The sequence below is a fragment of the Enterococcus sp. 4G2_DIV0659 genome (assembly GCF_002140715.2).
GTDB lineage: Bacteria > Bacillota > Bacilli > Lactobacillales > Enterococcaceae > Enterococcus_L > Enterococcus_L mansonii.
In genome coordinates, this window is the sequence record NZ_NGLE02000001.1 from 3,307,778 (window position 1) to 3,326,230 (window position 18,453).

General features: G+C 36.5%; 11 protein-coding genes. All 11 read left to right on the forward strand.

From position 1 onward, the window contains the following. Positions 1 to 239: 239 nt before the first annotated feature. The gene (locus A5880_RS15570; protein WP_086329971.1) at positions 240 to 1,043 is read left to right on the forward strand and encodes an isoprenyl transferase; all 804 of its coding nucleotides are present in this window, start codon (positions 240 to 242) and stop codon (positions 1,041 to 1,043) included. Next, on the forward strand, positions 1,040 to 1,840 hold the full coding sequence (locus A5880_RS15575; RefSeq protein ID WP_086329972.1) for a phosphatidate cytidylyltransferase: 801 nt from the start codon (positions 1,040 to 1,042) through the stop codon (positions 1,838 to 1,840). The genes A5880_RS15570 and A5880_RS15575 overlap by 4 nt, the downstream gene beginning before the upstream one ends. Before the next feature lie 59 nt (positions 1,841 to 1,899). After that, the gene (locus tag A5880_RS15580; RefSeq protein WP_179190368.1) at positions 1,900 to 3,060 is read left to right on the forward strand and encodes a 1-deoxy-D-xylulose-5-phosphate reductoisomerase; all 1,161 of its coding nucleotides are present in this window, start codon (positions 1,900 to 1,902) and stop codon (positions 3,058 to 3,060) included. Beyond that, positions 3,057 to 4,325 carry an RIP metalloprotease RseP gene (gene rseP / locus A5880_RS15585; RefSeq protein WP_086329974.1) on the forward strand — a complete coding sequence of 423 codons (1,269 nt, stop codon included), beginning with the start codon at positions 3,057 to 3,059 and terminating at the stop codon, positions 4,323 to 4,325. Before A5880_RS15580 ends, rseP begins: the two co-directional genes overlap by 4 nt. Positions 4,326 to 4,399: 74 nt before the next feature. Beyond that, positions 4,400 to 6,112: a proline--tRNA ligase gene (locus tag A5880_RS15590; protein WP_086329975.1), complete on the forward strand. Its 1,713-nt coding sequence runs from the start codon at positions 4,400 to 4,402 to the stop codon at positions 6,110 to 6,112. A gap of 338 nt (positions 6,113 to 6,450) precedes the next feature. Continuing rightward, complete coding sequence (locus tag A5880_RS15595) at positions 6,451 to 10,803, forward strand: PolC-type DNA polymerase III (protein WP_086329976.1); 4,353 nt, start codon at positions 6,451 to 6,453, stop codon at positions 10,801 to 10,803. A 457-nt stretch (positions 10,804 to 11,260) separates the two neighbouring features. Continuing rightward, positions 11,261 to 14,269: a hypothetical protein gene (locus A5880_RS15600; protein WP_086329977.1), complete on the forward strand. Its 3,009-nt coding sequence runs from the start codon at positions 11,261 to 11,263 to the stop codon at positions 14,267 to 14,269. A gap of 328 nt (positions 14,270 to 14,597) precedes the next feature. Further along, positions 14,598 to 15,041, forward strand: a complete 444-nt coding sequence (zapA, locus tag A5880_RS15605; RefSeq protein WP_086329978.1) for a cell division protein ZapA — start codon at positions 14,598 to 14,600, stop codon at positions 15,039 to 15,041. A 17-nt stretch (positions 15,042 to 15,058) separates the two neighbouring features. Then, positions 15,059 to 15,607, forward strand: coding sequence for a CvpA family protein (locus A5880_RS15610; RefSeq protein WP_086329979.1), 549 nt, complete (start codon positions 15,059 to 15,061; stop codon positions 15,605 to 15,607). A gap of 53 nt (positions 15,608 to 15,660) precedes the next feature. Further along, positions 15,661 to 18,027 carry an endonuclease MutS2 gene (locus A5880_RS15615; RefSeq protein ID WP_086329980.1) on the forward strand — a complete coding sequence of 789 codons (2,367 nt, stop codon included), beginning with the start codon at positions 15,661 to 15,663 and terminating at the stop codon, positions 18,025 to 18,027. 89 nt (positions 18,028 to 18,116) lie between these two features. Then, a complete protein-coding gene (gene trxA / locus A5880_RS15620; RefSeq protein ID WP_086329981.1) occupies positions 18,117 to 18,431 on the forward strand; it encodes a thioredoxin in 315 nt (104 codons plus the stop codon). The last annotated feature ends 22 nt before the right edge of the window (positions 18,432 to 18,453 follow it).

The following is an 18,453-nucleotide window of genomic DNA, read 5'->3' on the forward strand; positions in this document are numbered from 1 at the left end:
TATTGTTCAACTATATACTCAAATTTAAAGTGTGGAGCAAACTACTTTTTTAAGTTTGCCCCACTTTTTCTTATTATATTTGGTTTTTCTATAAGTAGACTAAGCGTTGAAATCAAGCTAAACGTTTATGATTTTTAGCAAAATTATTAAATAATCTAGAAAATAGTTCTATTTGCATAGGCATTTCAGGAAGATATTGCTATAATAGTCTAGACAGATTTTGGATTGGAGGGAAAAATATGTTACGTTTTTTTCCACAGAAGAATAAATATATACAACAAGAGAGTGCCTTTACTTTTGATTCTGAAGGTGCAATTCCTAAACATGTTGCAGTTATTATGGATGGCAATGGACGATGGGCACAAAACCGTCGTTTACCAAGAATAGCTGGTCATAAAGAAGGAATGAATACTGTAAAAAAAGTCACGAAACATGCAAATAAACTAGGAATTAAAGTTCTAACATTGTATGCATTTTCTACTGAAAATTGGAAACGACCTTCTGATGAAGTAAGCTTTTTAATGCAATTGCCCGTTGATTTTTTTGATACGTTTGTTCCGGAATTGATCAAAGAAAACGTAAAAGTGCATGTTATGGGCTATAAAGAATTTTTACCAGCGCACACACAAGATGCAGTAGAACGTGCGATGGAACAAACAAAAAACAATACTGGAATGATTTTAAATTTTGCTTTAAACTATGGATCAAGAGCAGAGATTATTACAGCTGTAAAAGAAATTGCCGAAAAAACAATAGATAAACAGTTTACACCAGAAGAGATTACAGAAGAAACAATTGCTAATCATTTGATGACTGGTTTTTTACCAGAGGATTTAAGAGATCCTGAATTATTGATTCGTACGAGTGGGGAAGAGCGAATCAGCAATTTCTTACTTTGGCAAATTGCTTATAGTGAGTTATTTTTCACAGATGCTTTGTGGCCTGATTTTAACGATCAATTGTTGGAAAGTGCACTGGCATCGTTTCAAAATAGAAATCGTCGTTTTGGCGGTTTGAAAGAAACAGAGGAGGAAGACAAATGAGACAGCGCGTTATTACAGCGGCCGTAGCATTAGTTGTTTTTATACCGATTATTTGGTACGGTGGTTTTGTAATTGAGTTAGCGGCAGCTTTGCTTGCGGTGGTTGGCGTTTATGAACTATTTAGAATGAAAGGGTTAGAAATTGCTAGTTTTGAAGGCGTTCTTTCTGCGTTAGGAGCAGTATTTTTAGTTTTACCAAAAGATCGGTGGTTTTTCTTTTTACCAGAAAAAGCGGATAATTTTATTTTATTTTATCTAACCGTTATGATTTTGTTAGGCGGTTTAGTTGCTTCAAAAAATATGTACACGATCTCTCAAGCTGGCTTTCCAGTGATTACTAGTTTATATGTTGGTGTAGGCTTTCAAAACTTTGTAAGTGCTAGGCACACTGGATTTGTGGTTTTACTGTATGCTTTGCTTGTTGTGTGGTCTACAGACATCGGTGCTTACTTTATTGGCAAACGCTTTGGCAAACGAAAACTTTGGCCAGAAGTGTCACCAAACAAAACGATTGAAGGATCTTTAGGCGGCATTCTTTCTGCGGTTGTAGTGTCATTAATATTTTTATTACTTACGCCAAATAAAGAATTATTCATTTATAATTTACCAATCATGTTACTAATAACTGTAGTATTTTCAATTGTGGGACAATTTGGTGATTTAGTTGAATCATCCATCAAACGTCATTATGAAGTGAAAGATTCTGGAAATATATTGCCAGGTCATGGCGGCATTTTAGATCGTTTTGACAGCTTACTTTTTGTTTTTCCAATCATGCATTTATTCGGATTATTTTAATTTCTAAACAAGAAGGGAAGGTGGAAAAACTCTGAATGTTCAGGGTTTTTCTTTTTACTATGAAAAAAATTGCATTATTAGGCGCTACAGGTTCGATTGGCACTAACACAGTCGATGTTGCCTTAGCTTATCCAGAGTTGTTTCAAATCATTTCACTTACTTTTCATATGAACAGTGAAAAAGGAGCAGCCTTGATTGAACAATTAAAACCTAAATATGTAGGTGTAGGTTCAGAGGCAATCAAAGAAGAATTGTCTCAACGATTTCCAGAAGTTATGTTTGGTGTTGGACAAGAAGGGTTGGTTGAGGCAGCAACGTTTGAAAGTGTCGATGTTGTACTAACAGCCGTATCAGGAAGTGTAGGACTGAAACCAACTATGGCAGCAATTGAAGCAGGTAAGGATATTGCTTTAGCCAATAAGGAAACATTGGTTATGGCAGGAAAATGGGTCATGGAAGCGGCAAAGAAAAAGAATGTCAGTATTTTACCCGTAGACAGTGAGCACTCCGCTATTTTCCAATGTTTAGAAGGGCAAAAATCAGGGAATTTAAAAGAATTAGTCATAACAGCCTCTGGTGGAAGTTTTCGAGAGTTGAGTCGTGAAGAATTAAAATCAGTTACGTTGGAACAAGCATTGAAACATCCAAATTGGTCAATGGGAAAAAAAATTACAATAGATTCTTCAACAATGATGAATAAAGGGTTAGAAGTTATTGAAGCCCATTGGTTATTTGGCGTAGATTATGATAAAATAAAAGTTGTTTTACATAAAGAAAGTATTGTACACTCAATGATTGTCTTAAAAGATGGAGCTTACTTGGCTCAGCTTGGACCTAGTGATATGCGTGAGCCAATACAATATGCATTGACTTATCCTGAGAGACGACCAATTAAAAATGAAAAACCGTTTGATTTAACACAAATCAGTCAATTGAATTTTGACGTGATGGACTTTAAACGTTTTCCGATGTTGGCCTTAGCATTTGATGTAGGTCAAAAAGGTGGGGCATATCCTACTGTTTATAATGCGGCGAATGAAATTGCAGCAGCAGCCTTTATTGATGGGAAAATTTCCTATCTGCAAATTGAGTACTTTGTAGAAAAAGCAGTACAGAACTATAGTGAAACTAACGAAGTCACTTTAGAAGAAGTGATCGCAATCGATAAACAAACTAGAACTATCGTAGAAAGATGGATTAAGGAAGAAGGTCGTTTATGAAAACAATCATTACATTTATTATTGTCTTTGGGATTTTGGTCCTTGTACATGAATTTGGGCATTTCTTCTTCGCAAAACGTGCAGGTATTTTAGTACGAGAATTTGCGATTGGCATGGGGCCAAAGATTTTTGCTCATCAAGGAAAAGACGGTACAGCCTATACAATACGTATTTTGCCTATTGGCGGTTATGTAAGAATGGCTGGTATGGGAGAAGACGAGACAGAGCTTGCTCCTGGTATGACCCTTTCTGTTGAGCTAAATGAGCAGGAAGAAATTATAAAAATCAATACAAGTAAAAAGGTTCAGTTAACCAACAGTATTCCAATGGAGATGTTGGAAGCAGATTTGGAAAAAGAGTTATTCATAAAAGGATATGTCAATGGTGATGAGTCAAAAGAAATCACGTATCAAGTGAATCATGATGCAACGATCATTGAACAGGATGGAACAGAAGTAAGAATTGCCCCAATCGATGTTCAATTCCAATCAGCAAAATTATGGCAACGAATGTTGACAAATTTTGCTGGACCGATGAATAATTTTATTTTAGCATTTATCTTATTCACCATTTATGTCTTTATGCAAGGTGGGGTCGCTTATACGAATACGAACCTAATCGGAGGCGTTCAAGCAGACAGCCCAGCTGAAACAGCTAATTTAAAAGCGGATGATAAAATTTTATCAATTGATGGCAAATCCGTTTCTACTTGGAATGATTTTACAAAAATCATCCAAGCTAATCCAAATAAAGAATTAAATCTAATGGTGGAATCTGCTGGAAAAACTAGAGAAGTCGATATTACACCAAAAGCACAAAAATCGGGTGATAAAGAAATCGGGATTATTGGGATTTTACCGCCAAAGAAAACTGGTTTTAAAGATAAACTAATTGGCGGAGCCCAAGAAACTGTTGCTAATTCAATGCAGATATTCAAAGCATTAAAATCATTATTCACTGGCTTTAGTTTAGATAAATTGGGTGGTCCAGTAATGATGTTCCAAATGTCAGCAGAAGCATCAAAAGCGGGCGTGAATACAGTAATCTTGTTAATGGCTGTGTTATCGGTCAATTTAGGGATCATTAACTTATTACCTATCCCGGCTCTAGATGGCGGAAAGCTCGTATTGAATATCTTAGAAGGACTTAGAGGCAAGCCACTAAGTCAAGAAAAAGAAGGTCTGATAACACTTGTCGGCTTTGGGTTTATTATGGTATTGATGGTGTTAGTTACTTGGAATGATATTCAACGTTTTTTCTTTTAATTAATTACAAAACGACTTTATGACGAATCACTTGAGGAGTTTTTAAGCATTCGTTTAACCAAAGGAGAGTTCTAATGAAACAGTCAAAAATGTTAATCCCTACTTTACGTGAAGTACCAAATGATGCCGAGGTTTTAAGTCATCAAATGTTGTTACGAGCAGGCTATATTCGCCAAGTCTCAGCGGGTATCTATTCTTATTTACCACTGGCTAACCGAGTACTTGAGAAACTTAAAACAATCATGCGTGAAGAATTTGATAAAATTGATGCAATCGAAATGCTTATGCCTGCACTACTTCCAGCAGAACTTTGGAAAGAGTCTGGTCGTTATGAAACGTATGGTCCAAATCTGTATCGTTTAAACGATCGCAACGATCGTGATTATATCCTTGGGCCAACACACGAAGAAACATTTACGGAATTGATTCGTGATGAAATCAATTCATACAAGCGTCTTCCGTTAAATTTATACCAAATTCAAACAAAATATCGTGATGAAAAACGTCCACGTTTTGGTTTACTAAGAGGTCGTGAATTTATCATGAAAGACGGATACTCTTTCCATGCCGATGAAGAAAGTTTGGATCAATCCTATCGTGATTATGAGAAAGCTTATTCAGCTATTTTTGAACGTTGTGGATTAAATTTCCGTGCAATCATTGGAGATGGCGGTGCTATGGGTGGAAAAGACTCAAAAGAATTCATGGCGATTTCTGATATTGGCGAAGATACCATTTGTTTTTCAACAGAAGGTGATTACGCAGCGAATTTAGAGATGGCAACAAGCCTTTATACACCTAAAAAATCTCATGAAACACAATTGGATGTTGAAAAAATAGCAACTCCAGAAGTAACTTCAATTGAGCAAGTAGCGGCATTTTTCAAGGTAGAAGCGCAACGTATCATCAAATCCGTATTATTTATGGCTGATGAAGAACCTGTATTGGTTTTAGTTCGCGGAGATCATGAAGTAAATGATGTTAAATTGAAAAACTTTTTAGGTGTAGATTTCTTAGATGAAGCGACAGAAGAAGATGCGCGTAAATATTTAGGTGCTGACTTTGGCTCAGTGGGTCCTGTCAACGTAGCAGAAGAAGTAAAATTATACGCTGATTTACACGTTCAAGATTTAGCCAATGCAATTGTTGGAGCGAATGAATCAGGTTTCCATTTAACAAACGTAAATCCTGGAAGAGACTTTACACCGATCAGTTATGAAGACTTACGCGTCGTACAAGAAGGCGATCCTTCGCCAGATGGTCGTGGTGTGTTAGAATTTACCAAAGGTATTGAAATCGGTCATATCTTCAAACTAGGAACACGTTATAGTGAGTCTATGGGTGCTACAGTTTTAGATGAAAATGGCAGAGAAAAACATGTAATCATGGGCTGTTACGGCATTGGCGTAAGTCGCTTGTTGTCTGCAATCGTTGAACAAAATATAGACGAAAATGGTATTAACTGGCCTGCTGGCATTTCTCCATTCGATCTACATGTTGTGCAAATGAATGTAAAAGATGAATACCAAACGAAATTAGCCCAAGAAGTAGAAGAAATGATGACTCTTTCTGGCTACGAAGTTCTAGTAGATGATCGGAATGAACGTGCGGGTGTCAAATTTGCAGATGCCGATTTAATCGGTTGTCCAATTCGCATTACTGTGGGCAAAAAAGCGGTTGATGGCGTTGTAGAAGTCAAAATTAAACGAACTGGCGAAATGGTTGAAGTTCGTAAAGAAGAACTTGAAAGCACTTTGTCTATTTTGTTAAATACCGATAAAGACTAAAAAACGGTTCGCAAGAGAAGAAGCAATTGTTTCTGAAAAGATTTCTTCAGGAACCAACGTTTATTCCCATTTAGAGCTTCGGACAAAATAAAACTGATTTTTAGTTTTGATTTGTCCGAGGTTCATTTTTTCTATAAATTTACAACTGTATGCATCAATTCATTTCTAGATAGATTGTATTTCATAAAGAAAAATAGTATACTTAAGCGTGGTGAGGCACTTGGCAGAAATGTCTAAGGGCCTCTTTCGTATCAAGGTTTATAATCAAAAACTAATTTTAGGAAAATAGTGCCAAAATTAGTGATCTGAGTTCGTTTTAACAGAAGGAGGTTTGTTTGGTGGCAGAAAATGCGCAAGAATTATTCGCAAAATTAGTTGATCAAATTCAATTAAGTGAAGAAGAAAGACAGCATCCTCTCATTCAACAAGGCAAAATCGACAAGGTGTCTGTGCATCAACACAGTCGTTTATGGGAATTTCATCTAAGATTTAATGAGATTTTACCAGTGATGTTGTATCAGTCATTTATGCAGCAATTAGAACTGGCTTTTCAGCAAATTGCTAGTGTTTCGGTTAATATTTCTACGGAGAATAGTGACTTTACAGCAGAGCAATTGACTGATTATTGGCAGTTAGCATTATTAAATAGTCAGTGTGACACGCCACTTGTGCAACGGGTGATAAAAACACAAACACCGATTATAGAAGATAAAAAAATTATTTTACCTGTTGATAATGAAGCGGTCATTCCCTATTTGAAGCAACAATATTTACCAATTATTGAAGAACGCTATAATCATTATGGTTTTCAAAAATTTCATATCGAACCGAAAATGGATGAGCAACAAGCCAAACGGGTGTTGGCATTATTTGAGGAACGCAAACAAGAACAAGACGCCGCTTTTCAACAACAAGCAGCTGAATCACTAATTAAGCATGAACAAAAGAAAAAACAGCAGCAACAACAAGGACCAGCTCTTGAAGGACCTATTCGATTAGGTCGAAATATTCCTAACGATGAACCAATTGTACCAATGGGAAATATTTTAGAAGAAGAGCGCCGCGTCACTATTGAAGGATTTGTTTTTGATGTAGAAGTGCGGGAATTACGTTCCAAACGAAAAATTTTAATTTTAAAAATTACTGACTATACCTCATCATTTATTGTCAAAAAATTCTCTAATGGAGAAAAAGACGAACAAATTTTTGATGCGATTCAAAAGCATAGTTGGGTTCGCGTACGTGGAAGTATTCAAGAAGATACGTTTATGCGGGATTTAGTAATGAACTGTCAGGATTTAATGGAAGTCAAACATGCCCCACGTAAAGATTACGCACCAGAAGGGGATAAGCGAGTGGAACTTCACCTGCATAGTAATATGAGTACAATGGATGCAACAAATAATGTAGCCGACTATGTTGCTCAAGCAGGAAAATGGGGACATAAAGCAATTGCAATCACTGATCATGGTGGGGCACAAGGGTTTCCTGATGCCCATAGTGCGGGGAAAAAAGCCGGGGTTAAAATATTATACGGCGTTGAAGCGAATGTTGTAGATGATGGTGTACCGATTGCTTATAATGAAGCTCATATTGAATTAAGCGAAGCCACATATGTCGTATTTGACGTGGAAACAACAGGGTTATCTGCTGTTTACGATACGATTATTGAATTAGCTGCTGTAAAAATGCACAAAGGAAACATTATTGATACGTTTGAGCAGTTTATCGATCCAGGACATCCATTGTCACAAACAACGATTAATTTAACTGGGATTACAGATGAAATGGTGCGTGGTTCTAAATCAGAAGAGGAAGTCTTACGTCTGTTTAGAGAATTTTCAGAAGACACAATTTTAGTTGCCCACAATGCATCCTTTGATATGGGATTCTTAAATACCAGCTATGGTAAATATGATATTCCAGAAGCTGAAAATCCAGTTATTGATACATTGGAATTATCACGTTTTTTACATCCGACATTTAAAAGTCACCGCTTGAACACGTTGTCTAAAAAGTTCGGTGTAAACTTAGAACAGCATCACCGAGCAATCTATGATTCTGAATCAACGGGGCATTTATGTTGGATCTTTCTAAAAGATGCAAAAGAAAATCATAACATGCATTATCATGATGAATTAAATACCCACATTGGTGAAGGGGATTCATATAAACGTGCTAGACCTTTTCATGCAACTATTTTAGCGACTACCCAAGCAGGTTTGAAAAATCTTTTCAAACTAATTTCAATGTCTAATGTCAACTACTTTTTCCGAATCCCTCGTATTCCTCGTTCACAATTAAATAAACTACGAGAAGGATTAATTATCGGGTCAGCTTGTTCTAGTGGTGAAATTTTTGAAGCCATGATGCAAAAAGGGGTAGAGGAAGCTAAAAACCGAGCAAAATTTTACGATTATATTGAAGTAATGCCAAAAGAAGTCTACGCGCCGTTACTTGAGCAAGAATTAGTCAAAAGTGAAGCGGATTTAGAAGAAATCATTGCAAATTTAGTTAAAATTGGAGATGAACTAGATAAACCCGTTGTTGCGACAGGAAATGTTCATTACCTTAATGAAGAAGATAGTATTTATCGTAAAATTCTGGTTGGCTCAATGGGTGGAGCCAATCCGTTGAACCGTCATAGTTTACCAGCAGTGCATTTCAGAACAACAGATGAGATGCTGACCGCTTTTCAATTTTTAGGAGAAGAAACTGCTCATCGACTAGTTGTTGAAAATCCTAATGCAATTGCAGACATGTGTGAGGAGATCACACCAGTAAAAGATGATCTATATACGCCGAAAATCCCTGGTTCTGAAGATGAAATTAGAAATTTGAGTTATACACGAGCAAAAGAATTATATGGTGACCCATTGCCAGATATTGTTGAAAAACGATTGAAAAAAGAGCTTGATAGTATTATTGGTAATGGCTTTTCAGTGATCTATTTAATTTCACAAAAATTAGTGCATAAGAGTATGGAGGACGGCTATTTAGTTGGTTCTCGTGGCTCTGTTGGTTCAAGTTTTGTCGCAACAATGACAGGTATTACGGAAGTGAACCCTTTAGCCCCTCATTATCATTGTATGAACTGTCAGCATTCGGAATTTTTTGAAGATGGTTCATATGGTTCAGGATTCGATATGCCAGAGAAAAATTGCCCGAACTGTGGGGAGCGCTTGTTTAAAGATGGTCATGATATTCCATTTGAAACATTCCTAGGGTTCCATGGAGATAAAGTACCCGATATTGATTTGAACTTTTCTGGTGACTATCAAGCAGAAGCACACAATTACACGAAAGTTTTATTCGGTGAAGAATATGTTTACCGTGCGGGAACGATTGGTACCGTCGCAGATAAGACTGCTTATGGTTTTGTAAAGGGCTACGAACGCGATCACAATCTCCATTTTAGAGGGGCGGAAATTGATCGCCTAGCCAAAGGATCCACGGGTGTTAAGCGAACAACAGGACAGCATCCAGGGGGGATTATTGTTATCCCAGATTATATGGATGTTTATGATTTTACGCCGATTCAATATCCGGCAGACGATCAAAATTCTGAATGGAAAACGACACACTTTGATTTCCATTCCATTCATGATAATATTTTGAAGCTTGATATATTAGGACACGATGATCCTACCGTGATTCGAATGCTTCAAGATTTATCAGGGATTGATCCTAAAACGATTCCTACAGATGATGCTGAAATGATGCGGATTTTTGCGGGTCCTGAAGTTCTTGGGGTAACACCAGAACAAATCTATTCTAAAACAGGTACTTTAGGGATTCCAGAGTTTGGTACTCGTTTTGTTCGTGGGATGTTAGAAGAAACACATCCATCGACCTTTGCTGAGTTATTGCAAATTTCCGGACTATCCCATGGGACAGATGTATGGTTAGGTAATGCTGAAGAATTGATTCGCCGCGGGGAAGCCAACTTAGCAGAAGTGATTGGTTGTCGTGACGATATTATGGTGTATTTGATTCATGCAGGCTTAGATAGTGGGATGGCCTTTAAAATCATGGAAACGGTGCGTAAAGGTTTGTGGAACAAAATTCCTGATGAGTTAAGAAATGAATATCTAGCGGCGATGAAAGAAAATAATGTGCCTGATTGGTATATTGATTCTTGTTCAAAAATCAAGTATATGTTTCCCAAAGCTCACGCGGCTGCCTATGTTTTAATGGCATTACGGGTTGCTTACTTTAAGGTATACTTTCCGATTCTGTATTATTGCGCTTATTTCTCAGTCCGAGCAGACGATTTTGATTTAGTGGCTATGTCCCAAGGTAAAGAAGCCGTTAAAGCGCGAATGAAAGAAATCCAAGATAAAGGTTTAGAAGCTTCTACCAAAGAAAAAAATCTATTGACTGTCTTGGAACTAGCAAATGAAATGATTGAGCGTGGATTTAAATTTGGAATGATTGATTTATACAAATCAGATGCTGAAAATTTTGTGATTGATGGTGATACACTGATTGCACCATTTAGAGCTGTTCCAAGTTTAGGGCTTAACGTAGCGAAATCGATTGTTGAAGCTAGAAGTGAGCCGTTTTTATCAAAAGAAGACCTCGCTAGTCGAGGAAAAGTCTCAAAAACATTGATCGAATATATGAATGAAAATGGTGTGTTAAAAGATTTACCAGATGAAAATCAATTATCATTGTTTGATATGTTATAAAAAAATAGGTTAAGATCTGGCACATAACTCTTCAAGTTATATTTCAGCCACAAAAAAATTGAATAAACGGCGAGAAAAAGTAGCTATTACGATCACATCAACTTCTAAGTACTAAGCGTTGAAGGCTTCGGAAATAAGCTAAACACTTTTTTCTCGTCCTCGACACTGAAATAAAACAAAAAATTAGTTTATGGCAAATGAAGTACATTCCAACGCTTACATGTAATTAACCTAGCAATTGGCTGGTATGGATTCGGTATTAAACCGGACTCATACCAGTCTTTAATGTGTAGATTTCGATAAGGGAGTTTATCTAATCTGTTCCAAGTAGATATAGAGAAAATATTATCCTATCCTGAGCACTAATTGATTCAGTTTTGGATTTTGGTATGTCCATTCTATTTGTTATGATGAAAATAGCACAATCAAGTAGAGGAAACAAGGAGAAGATTGTTTAATGAAAAAAAAAAGAAAGCTCTGTATTCGTATAGTGATGTTTTTAAGTATCGTATGGTGTATAAATACAACGCTTTCAACCTTTGTTGAAGCTGCGGAAGTTTGGTTACCAGAGTCGCCCTATTGGTTAGATTCGCTTGAAAATGAAATACCGAAAGAGAATACTTTTACTCCTATGTGGACAAATAAAAGCAAAATCATTGGTTATTCAGATGGAATGTTTGTAAATAAAGAGGGGCAAGGGAAGTTATTTCCATACAGTGGATATATTCCATTTGGAACAAAAAAAGCAGAATGGATAAAGATATCTAATGTAGGCTATTACAATAACTCTACTATAAATATGAAAATAACGATTAAAACAGCTAAGCCATCTATGAATAGTCTTGGCTCGTCTATGGACAGTGAATTTAATAATACAGTGAGTATAAAAAGTAATTTTGGGTCGGTTTACGCTCATATAAATGTTGAGTCAGCGGCACTTACATACGAATTTTTTGATGATCAAGATCATCCAGTCAACGTCTCTGGGCATTGGGTATTTAAAGATGCCCATAGTGGTAATAAATATACAATCAATAAAAGTTGGGTAGAAAAAATATATAGTGTTAGCCGATCATATACAGAAAAAAATATCCTTCGACCAGTTGTTATCAAAGTTGACGAAAATGCTGGAACTATTACGATGGGTGGTACTGAAAGAAGAGCGTCTTTAGTTGGTGAGAAAAATTCCGTTCAATCCCAAGCTGTAATAACATACAATAATAGAAGTAAAATAGATTTCACGGTGGCTGAAACATCCTCTAACCCTTATATTATTTTGGGCTATACTTCTGATATTGATGTCGTTCGCAAAGTAGAATATCCAGCACCAGCAGGTAGAGAAAAAATTGTAAAGTCAATTTCAAAAGATAGTGCAATTGATCAGGAGTTTAGTCAGTATTTACCGTATCAATCTGAAAAAGCGAGAACACAAGAGCTAAGCTGGGAAATTGATGCTCCGATAGCTGATTCATTAGTAGTAGGGGATTGGGAAGTAACCAATGAAGAAGGAACAAATAGTACGGCGCTGTTTTCTATCACGACTACCAATGGAAAAACAACGATCAAACCTAAGGATAAATCCCAAGTGGCTTTATATGGTCATTACTTCTATTTTAAAAGAAAAGTTAGTCTCTCGAAAACACCAATTGATGAAACGTTGCTGAAAGAGCGAGAGAGTGGGAAATACCTTGATACTAAAGGAACAGTCACGATGCATGTCGATGATAAATCTGATTTAAAAACAACATTTAAGACCAATATTAATTTTCTAGCGACGGTTACTTATCACTATTTAGATCAAAAAATAAATCAACCGATTCCCAATTTACCAGATACGATAAAAACAGAAATGACTAGTTTACTTACGCATCCCTATCCGCTAAAAGAAGGAGGAATTGTTCCTGGATATGCATACTTATCTGCATCACCAACCAATGTTGGAGACCAAGTGATTAAGTATAGTCAAGAAGAGGTATCTTTTCTTTATGGGAAACTTACGATACAGTCAAAAAGAGCAGTTGCCCCTTTAGGCATGGACACAACAACATTTACTCCAACCCAATTAAAGAATTTAATTGACTCTGCCAAATATGGGACAAATGAATTGACTAGTTATGAACTCGGTGTTGTAAAAGCAGCAGATACCTCTGTTCTTACGAATGATACAGTGACTTCAGCTATGACGATTAAACTTACGACTGATTTAGATGGAAAACATTTAGAGACACATTTTGATGTTTCGGTAGATGTAACTTGGGGGAATTCTATAGCATTAGGTGGAAGTGGGACAACGATAGGTGAATCAACATTAGCCTTAAGCCTCCATGAAGATGAGAATCAGATGCCCTATATAGCTGGAAGCTACGGAAATATTTCAGTTGATAGAACTACGCCCTTGGATGGAAACAATCAATCCGACACACCTTATTACCAAGTAACCTATTTAGATATGAGTAAGAAGGCATCTGGCATTAATGGGGCAACTGAAGTTTCTAATAAACCACAAGCGCCGACCGATGTACTCCTAAGTGCGTCAAATCAATCAACGCCATTTAACATGTTGGCGCAGTTCAAGCAAAAAACACCTGGTATGAATGGGCGATTGTCTGTTCATTACGACGATGTGATCGGTATCTACGTAACTCCACAAGACCAACAAGCGTTGTATATGAATAATCAAGGACCTTCAGTTCCTTTAAAAGGATTACCTAATCAAAAGAGCATTTTTTATAGAATCACTAAAACAGGATTTGTTCCGTTGTATTTAGATCATTTAGAGCGTAAAAATGTTAGTATCACAACAAAAGAAACCGAGTCATCAGAAAGCTATAATGCCCATTACGATCAAGCGGGAATAGATCAATATTTCAGTATTCCATCGGCGAACCATCACTATGCGAAGATAGTCGGAAATGGATTTAAAACCTATCCAAAACAGTATTTAGCAGTAACCGAAGATGCCAAAGGTCAGGTGTATGTAGCAGAGCAGTTAAGTGAAGCGAGTAATAAATACTTGAAGTATCCTTATGAACTAAGTTTTACAGGATATGGTCCAGACTTCAATGTTGAAAAGCCTCAAACGCTAGACTTTGGTACTCCAGGAATTAGAGCTTATCGACAAGAAATAAAACAAGCCAATCCAGAGTGGCAACTTAAGGTCTTGGATAATCGTCTAACAAAAACTTCTTGGGAAATCCAGGCACGCGTGACCCAGCCGCTTCAAGCGACGGTTGGAGATACCACGAAAGAGCTTAAAGGCGCTTTTATAAAATTAAAAGACAAAGGAACAAAGATTCCTTTGAATCAAACAATGCAAAACATTTATATAACCAACCGTCCTGAAATGAATAATCTCATTCAATGGAAGGATTTAGATGGCTTTTATTTAAGTGTACCGCCAAGCGTCATGCAAAAAGATCTTTCCTACCAAACGAATGTAGAGTTTTTATTAAGTGTTGGACCGTAGTTTAAATATGCCATTAAATAGAAAAAATCGATCTAAGCCTAATATTTCGTCCTACCAAAGTGACGAGAATAGGTGTAAGTCGATTTTTTTGGCATTTTCTAACATTTAGGTAAAAAATAAATTTATTTTTCAACGAATGAAAATAGTAGAAAACCTCTAATAATAAGAATTGTTTATAAAAATAGTAATGAGGACTGTAATAATAACACTAGACCTTTAATTTTTTTGTTTAGTAGCATATAATAGGAAATGGTTATTTGAAAACACACAAGGATGAGTTTCATGGTACAATAGCATGTAATGGATTACTACAGGAGGGAACACTACCATGGTTAAAGAAAAAACAAGATATAAAGCTGTGATTGCCGATCATACGTATACGATTATTGGGCAAGAAAGCAAACAACATATGGATTTAGTAACAAAATTAGTCAATGAACAATTAGCAGAAATTAAACATATTTCTCCACAAACAAATAATGAACAGGCATCTGTTTTATTAGCAATCAATGCCATTTCTGATCAATTAAAAAAACAAGAAAAATTACTTCATTTAGAACAAGAAGTCGCTGAATTTAAGAAAAAAACAATTAGATTAGCGGAGCTGGAAAATCGTATTAAACGGATTGAAGCGATTGAAGAAGAAGCACGAGGTGTTTTGAAAAAAAATGGTCAAGAAGATGTTGAAATTCATAATCACATGGAAGCACAACAAATCTTAAACGAAAACCGCAAACAACAGATACAAAATAAAAGTACGCAAGAACAATAACCCGAGAGGATGACAAGATGCTAACATTACTGATTTTACTATTATTAGCCATCGGTTTTTATACAGGCGCTAGACGGGGATTGATTTTGCAAGCATTGTACACATTTGGCTATCTTTGCTCTTATTTGGTAGCCAAGAACTACTATAAAAGTTTAGCCTCTCATCTAGAATTATATATTCCGTATCCTTCACCTACTGCGGAAACGAAATTAGTTTTTTTCAAGCAAGAACTGACACTAGATTTAGATCAGGCTTTTTATGGCGCAGTAGCGTTCTTACTGATTTTAATAGCAGGTTGGTTAATTGTGCGCTTATTAGCTATTTTTGCCCATGGCTTAGTTTTTGTGCCAGTGTTAAAGCAAGCAAATTGGCTAGCCGGTGGATTCATTAGTTTTTTGGTTATTTATATTGGAATATTTTTAGTATTAAGTACACTGTCCATGTTGCCGGTGGACGCTATTCAAAATCAGTTTAAAAACAGCGGCTTTGCTCGTTTTATTGTCCAAGATACACCAATTTTTTCAAAACAAATCTATCATTTATGGATTGAACAAATGATTAAATAAAATCGATTCGTGCGTTGCTCGTTTCCAGTATCACAAGAACAGAAGGTGAAAAAATGAATACAAGAATTTTAACTACATTGGGATTTGATACAGTCAAACAACTAATCGCTCAGTATGTGGTTACAGCCCAAGGATTGGAAGAAGTTGAAATACTAGCACCCACAAACGATAGAACAAGTATTCAATCTTGGTTAAAAGAGACAGAAGATGGATTGAAAATTCAACGATTACGTGGCGGAATCCCAATTCCTAAATTAGAAAACATCCGTCCCCATATGAAACGTATCGAAATCGGAGCTGATTTAAATGGGGTTGAATTGGCACAAGTGGGACGAGTTCTGTCAACAACATCTGAAGTCATTCGATTTTTTAATGATTTAAAAGATAGCGAAATAGAATTATTGCGACTTTTTTCTTGGATTGAACAATTGATCGTTTTACCTGAATTGAATCGTCGTCTAAAAGAATCGATCGACGAAGATGGCCGAGTGACCGATGAAGCATCTCCAGAATTAAAAATCATTCGCAATAATATTCGTAGAAGTGAACAAACAATCCGTGAGCAATTAGATGGTATCGTTCGAGGAAAAAATGCTAAATATTTAAGCGATGCGATCGTCACAATGCGAAATGAACGATACGTAATTCCAGTCAAACAAGAATACAAAAGTGTTTTCGGTGGCGTTGTGCATGATCAAAGTGCTTCAGGGCAAACATTGTTTGTCGAACCAAAACAAATTGTTGAACTGAACAATCGACTAAGACAACATCAAATCTCAGAACGCAATGAAATAGAACGGATACTATCTGAGTTATCTGCTGAATTAGTTCCTCACAGAAATGATATTTTGCATAATGCTTATGTTATTGGCAAGTTAGATTTCGTCAATGCCAAGGCTCGTTTTGGAAAAGAATTAAAAGCAATTGTACCTGAACTAAACGAAGAAAACCACATATACTTTAAACAGGCAAGACATCCATTGTTAGATCAAGAGAAAGCTGTTGCCAATGATATTACCATTGGCAAAGACTATCAAGCGATAGTCATTACAGGTCCTAATACTGGGGGAAAAACAATTACCTTAAAAACTTTAGGATTACTTCAATTGATGGGACAATCAGGTTTACCTATCCCTGCTGGAGAAGAAAGTCAGATGGGGATTTTTGATGAGATATTCGCTGATATTGGTGATGAGCAGTCAATTGAACAAAGTCTAAGTACATTTTCTTCTCATATGACAAATATTGTTGATGTTTTAAACAAAGTTGATAGTCATAGTCTCGTATTATTTGACGAACTAGGTGCTGGAACTGATCCGCAAGAAGGAGCTGCTTTAGCGATTTCCATTTTGGATGCGTTAGGCAGTAAAAGTGCTTATGTAATGGCTACAACCCATTATCCAGAATTAAAAGTTTATGGGTATAATCGTTCAGGTACGATTAATGCGAGTATGGAATTTGATGTTGATACTTTAAGCCCAACCTATCGTTTATTAATCGGTGTTCCTGGCCGAAGCAATGCCTTTGAAATTTCGAAACGTTTAGGGTTAGACAATACGATTATCAATGAAGCAAAGCAAATCATGGACGGAGAAAGCCAAGACTTAAATGAAATGATTGCTGATTTGGAAAATCGCCGGAAAATGGCAGAAACAGAATATTTAGAAGTACGACATTATGTAGATGAGTCAGAACGTTTGTATAATGAATTGAAGGAAGCTTATAGCTACTTTTTCGATGAACGGGAAAAAGAAATGGCTAAAGCCCGTCAAAAAGCAAATGAACTTGTGGCTCAAGCCGAAGAAGAAGCTGGGAGTATTATTTCGGATATCCGTAAAATGCAGCTAAGTAATGGTGCTCAAGGTGGAGTGAAAGAACATCAGCTAATTGATGCAAAATCAAAATTATCTAATCTTCATCAAGCAGAAGCCAGTTTAGAAAAAAATAAAGTCTTGAAAAAAGCAAAAGAGCAAAAGAAACTAAAAGTAGGCGATGAAGTACTCGTCAATACTTATGGACAAAGAGGCACCCTACTACGCAAATCTGGAGAACATGAATGGCAAGTTCAGTTAGGTATTTTAAAAATGACTGTAGATGAAAGTGATATGACACCAGTTGCTCCAGCAAAAGAGCCGAAACAACGTGTGACATCCGTTCGTTCAAGTGAGAGTAGTCATGTGGCAAACCAATTGGATTTACGAGGAAAGCGTTATGAAGAAGCATTGGCAGAAGTAGATCAATATTTGGATGCTGCTATTTTGGCAGGGTATCCTCAAGTGACGATTGTCCATGGGAAAGGAACTGGCGCACTTAGAACGGGGATTACAGATTATTTAAAAAATCATCGTAGTGTCAGCAGTTATGAGTTTGCCCCTGGAAATCAAGGTGGGAACGGCGCAACAATTGTAAAATTCAAATAGATGCTTACCTTTAGTAAGCAGATAACTAGTCGTGTGAACAGACGAGTGCTATAATAACTTTAGGTTCAAATAAGTAGGAGGTTTACGGTATGACACAAGTAATTACAGATAAAGACTTTGCACAAGAAACAGATAATGGGCTTGTTTTGATCGATTTTTGGGCAACATGGTGTGGTCCTTGCCGCATGCAAGCACCAATTCTAGAACAATTGAGCGAAGAATATGATGAAAATGAAGTAAAAATCGCAAAAATGGATGTAGATGAAAATCCAGCAACGCCAGCTTCATTTGGTATTATGAGTATTCCAACGTTATTGTTGAAAAAAGACGGAGAAGTTGTAGAAAAAGCCGTCGGAGTTCATTCAAAAGAGCAATTACGTGCATTGATCGACAAACATTTGTAAAAAATGGATGAAACTCAAGTAG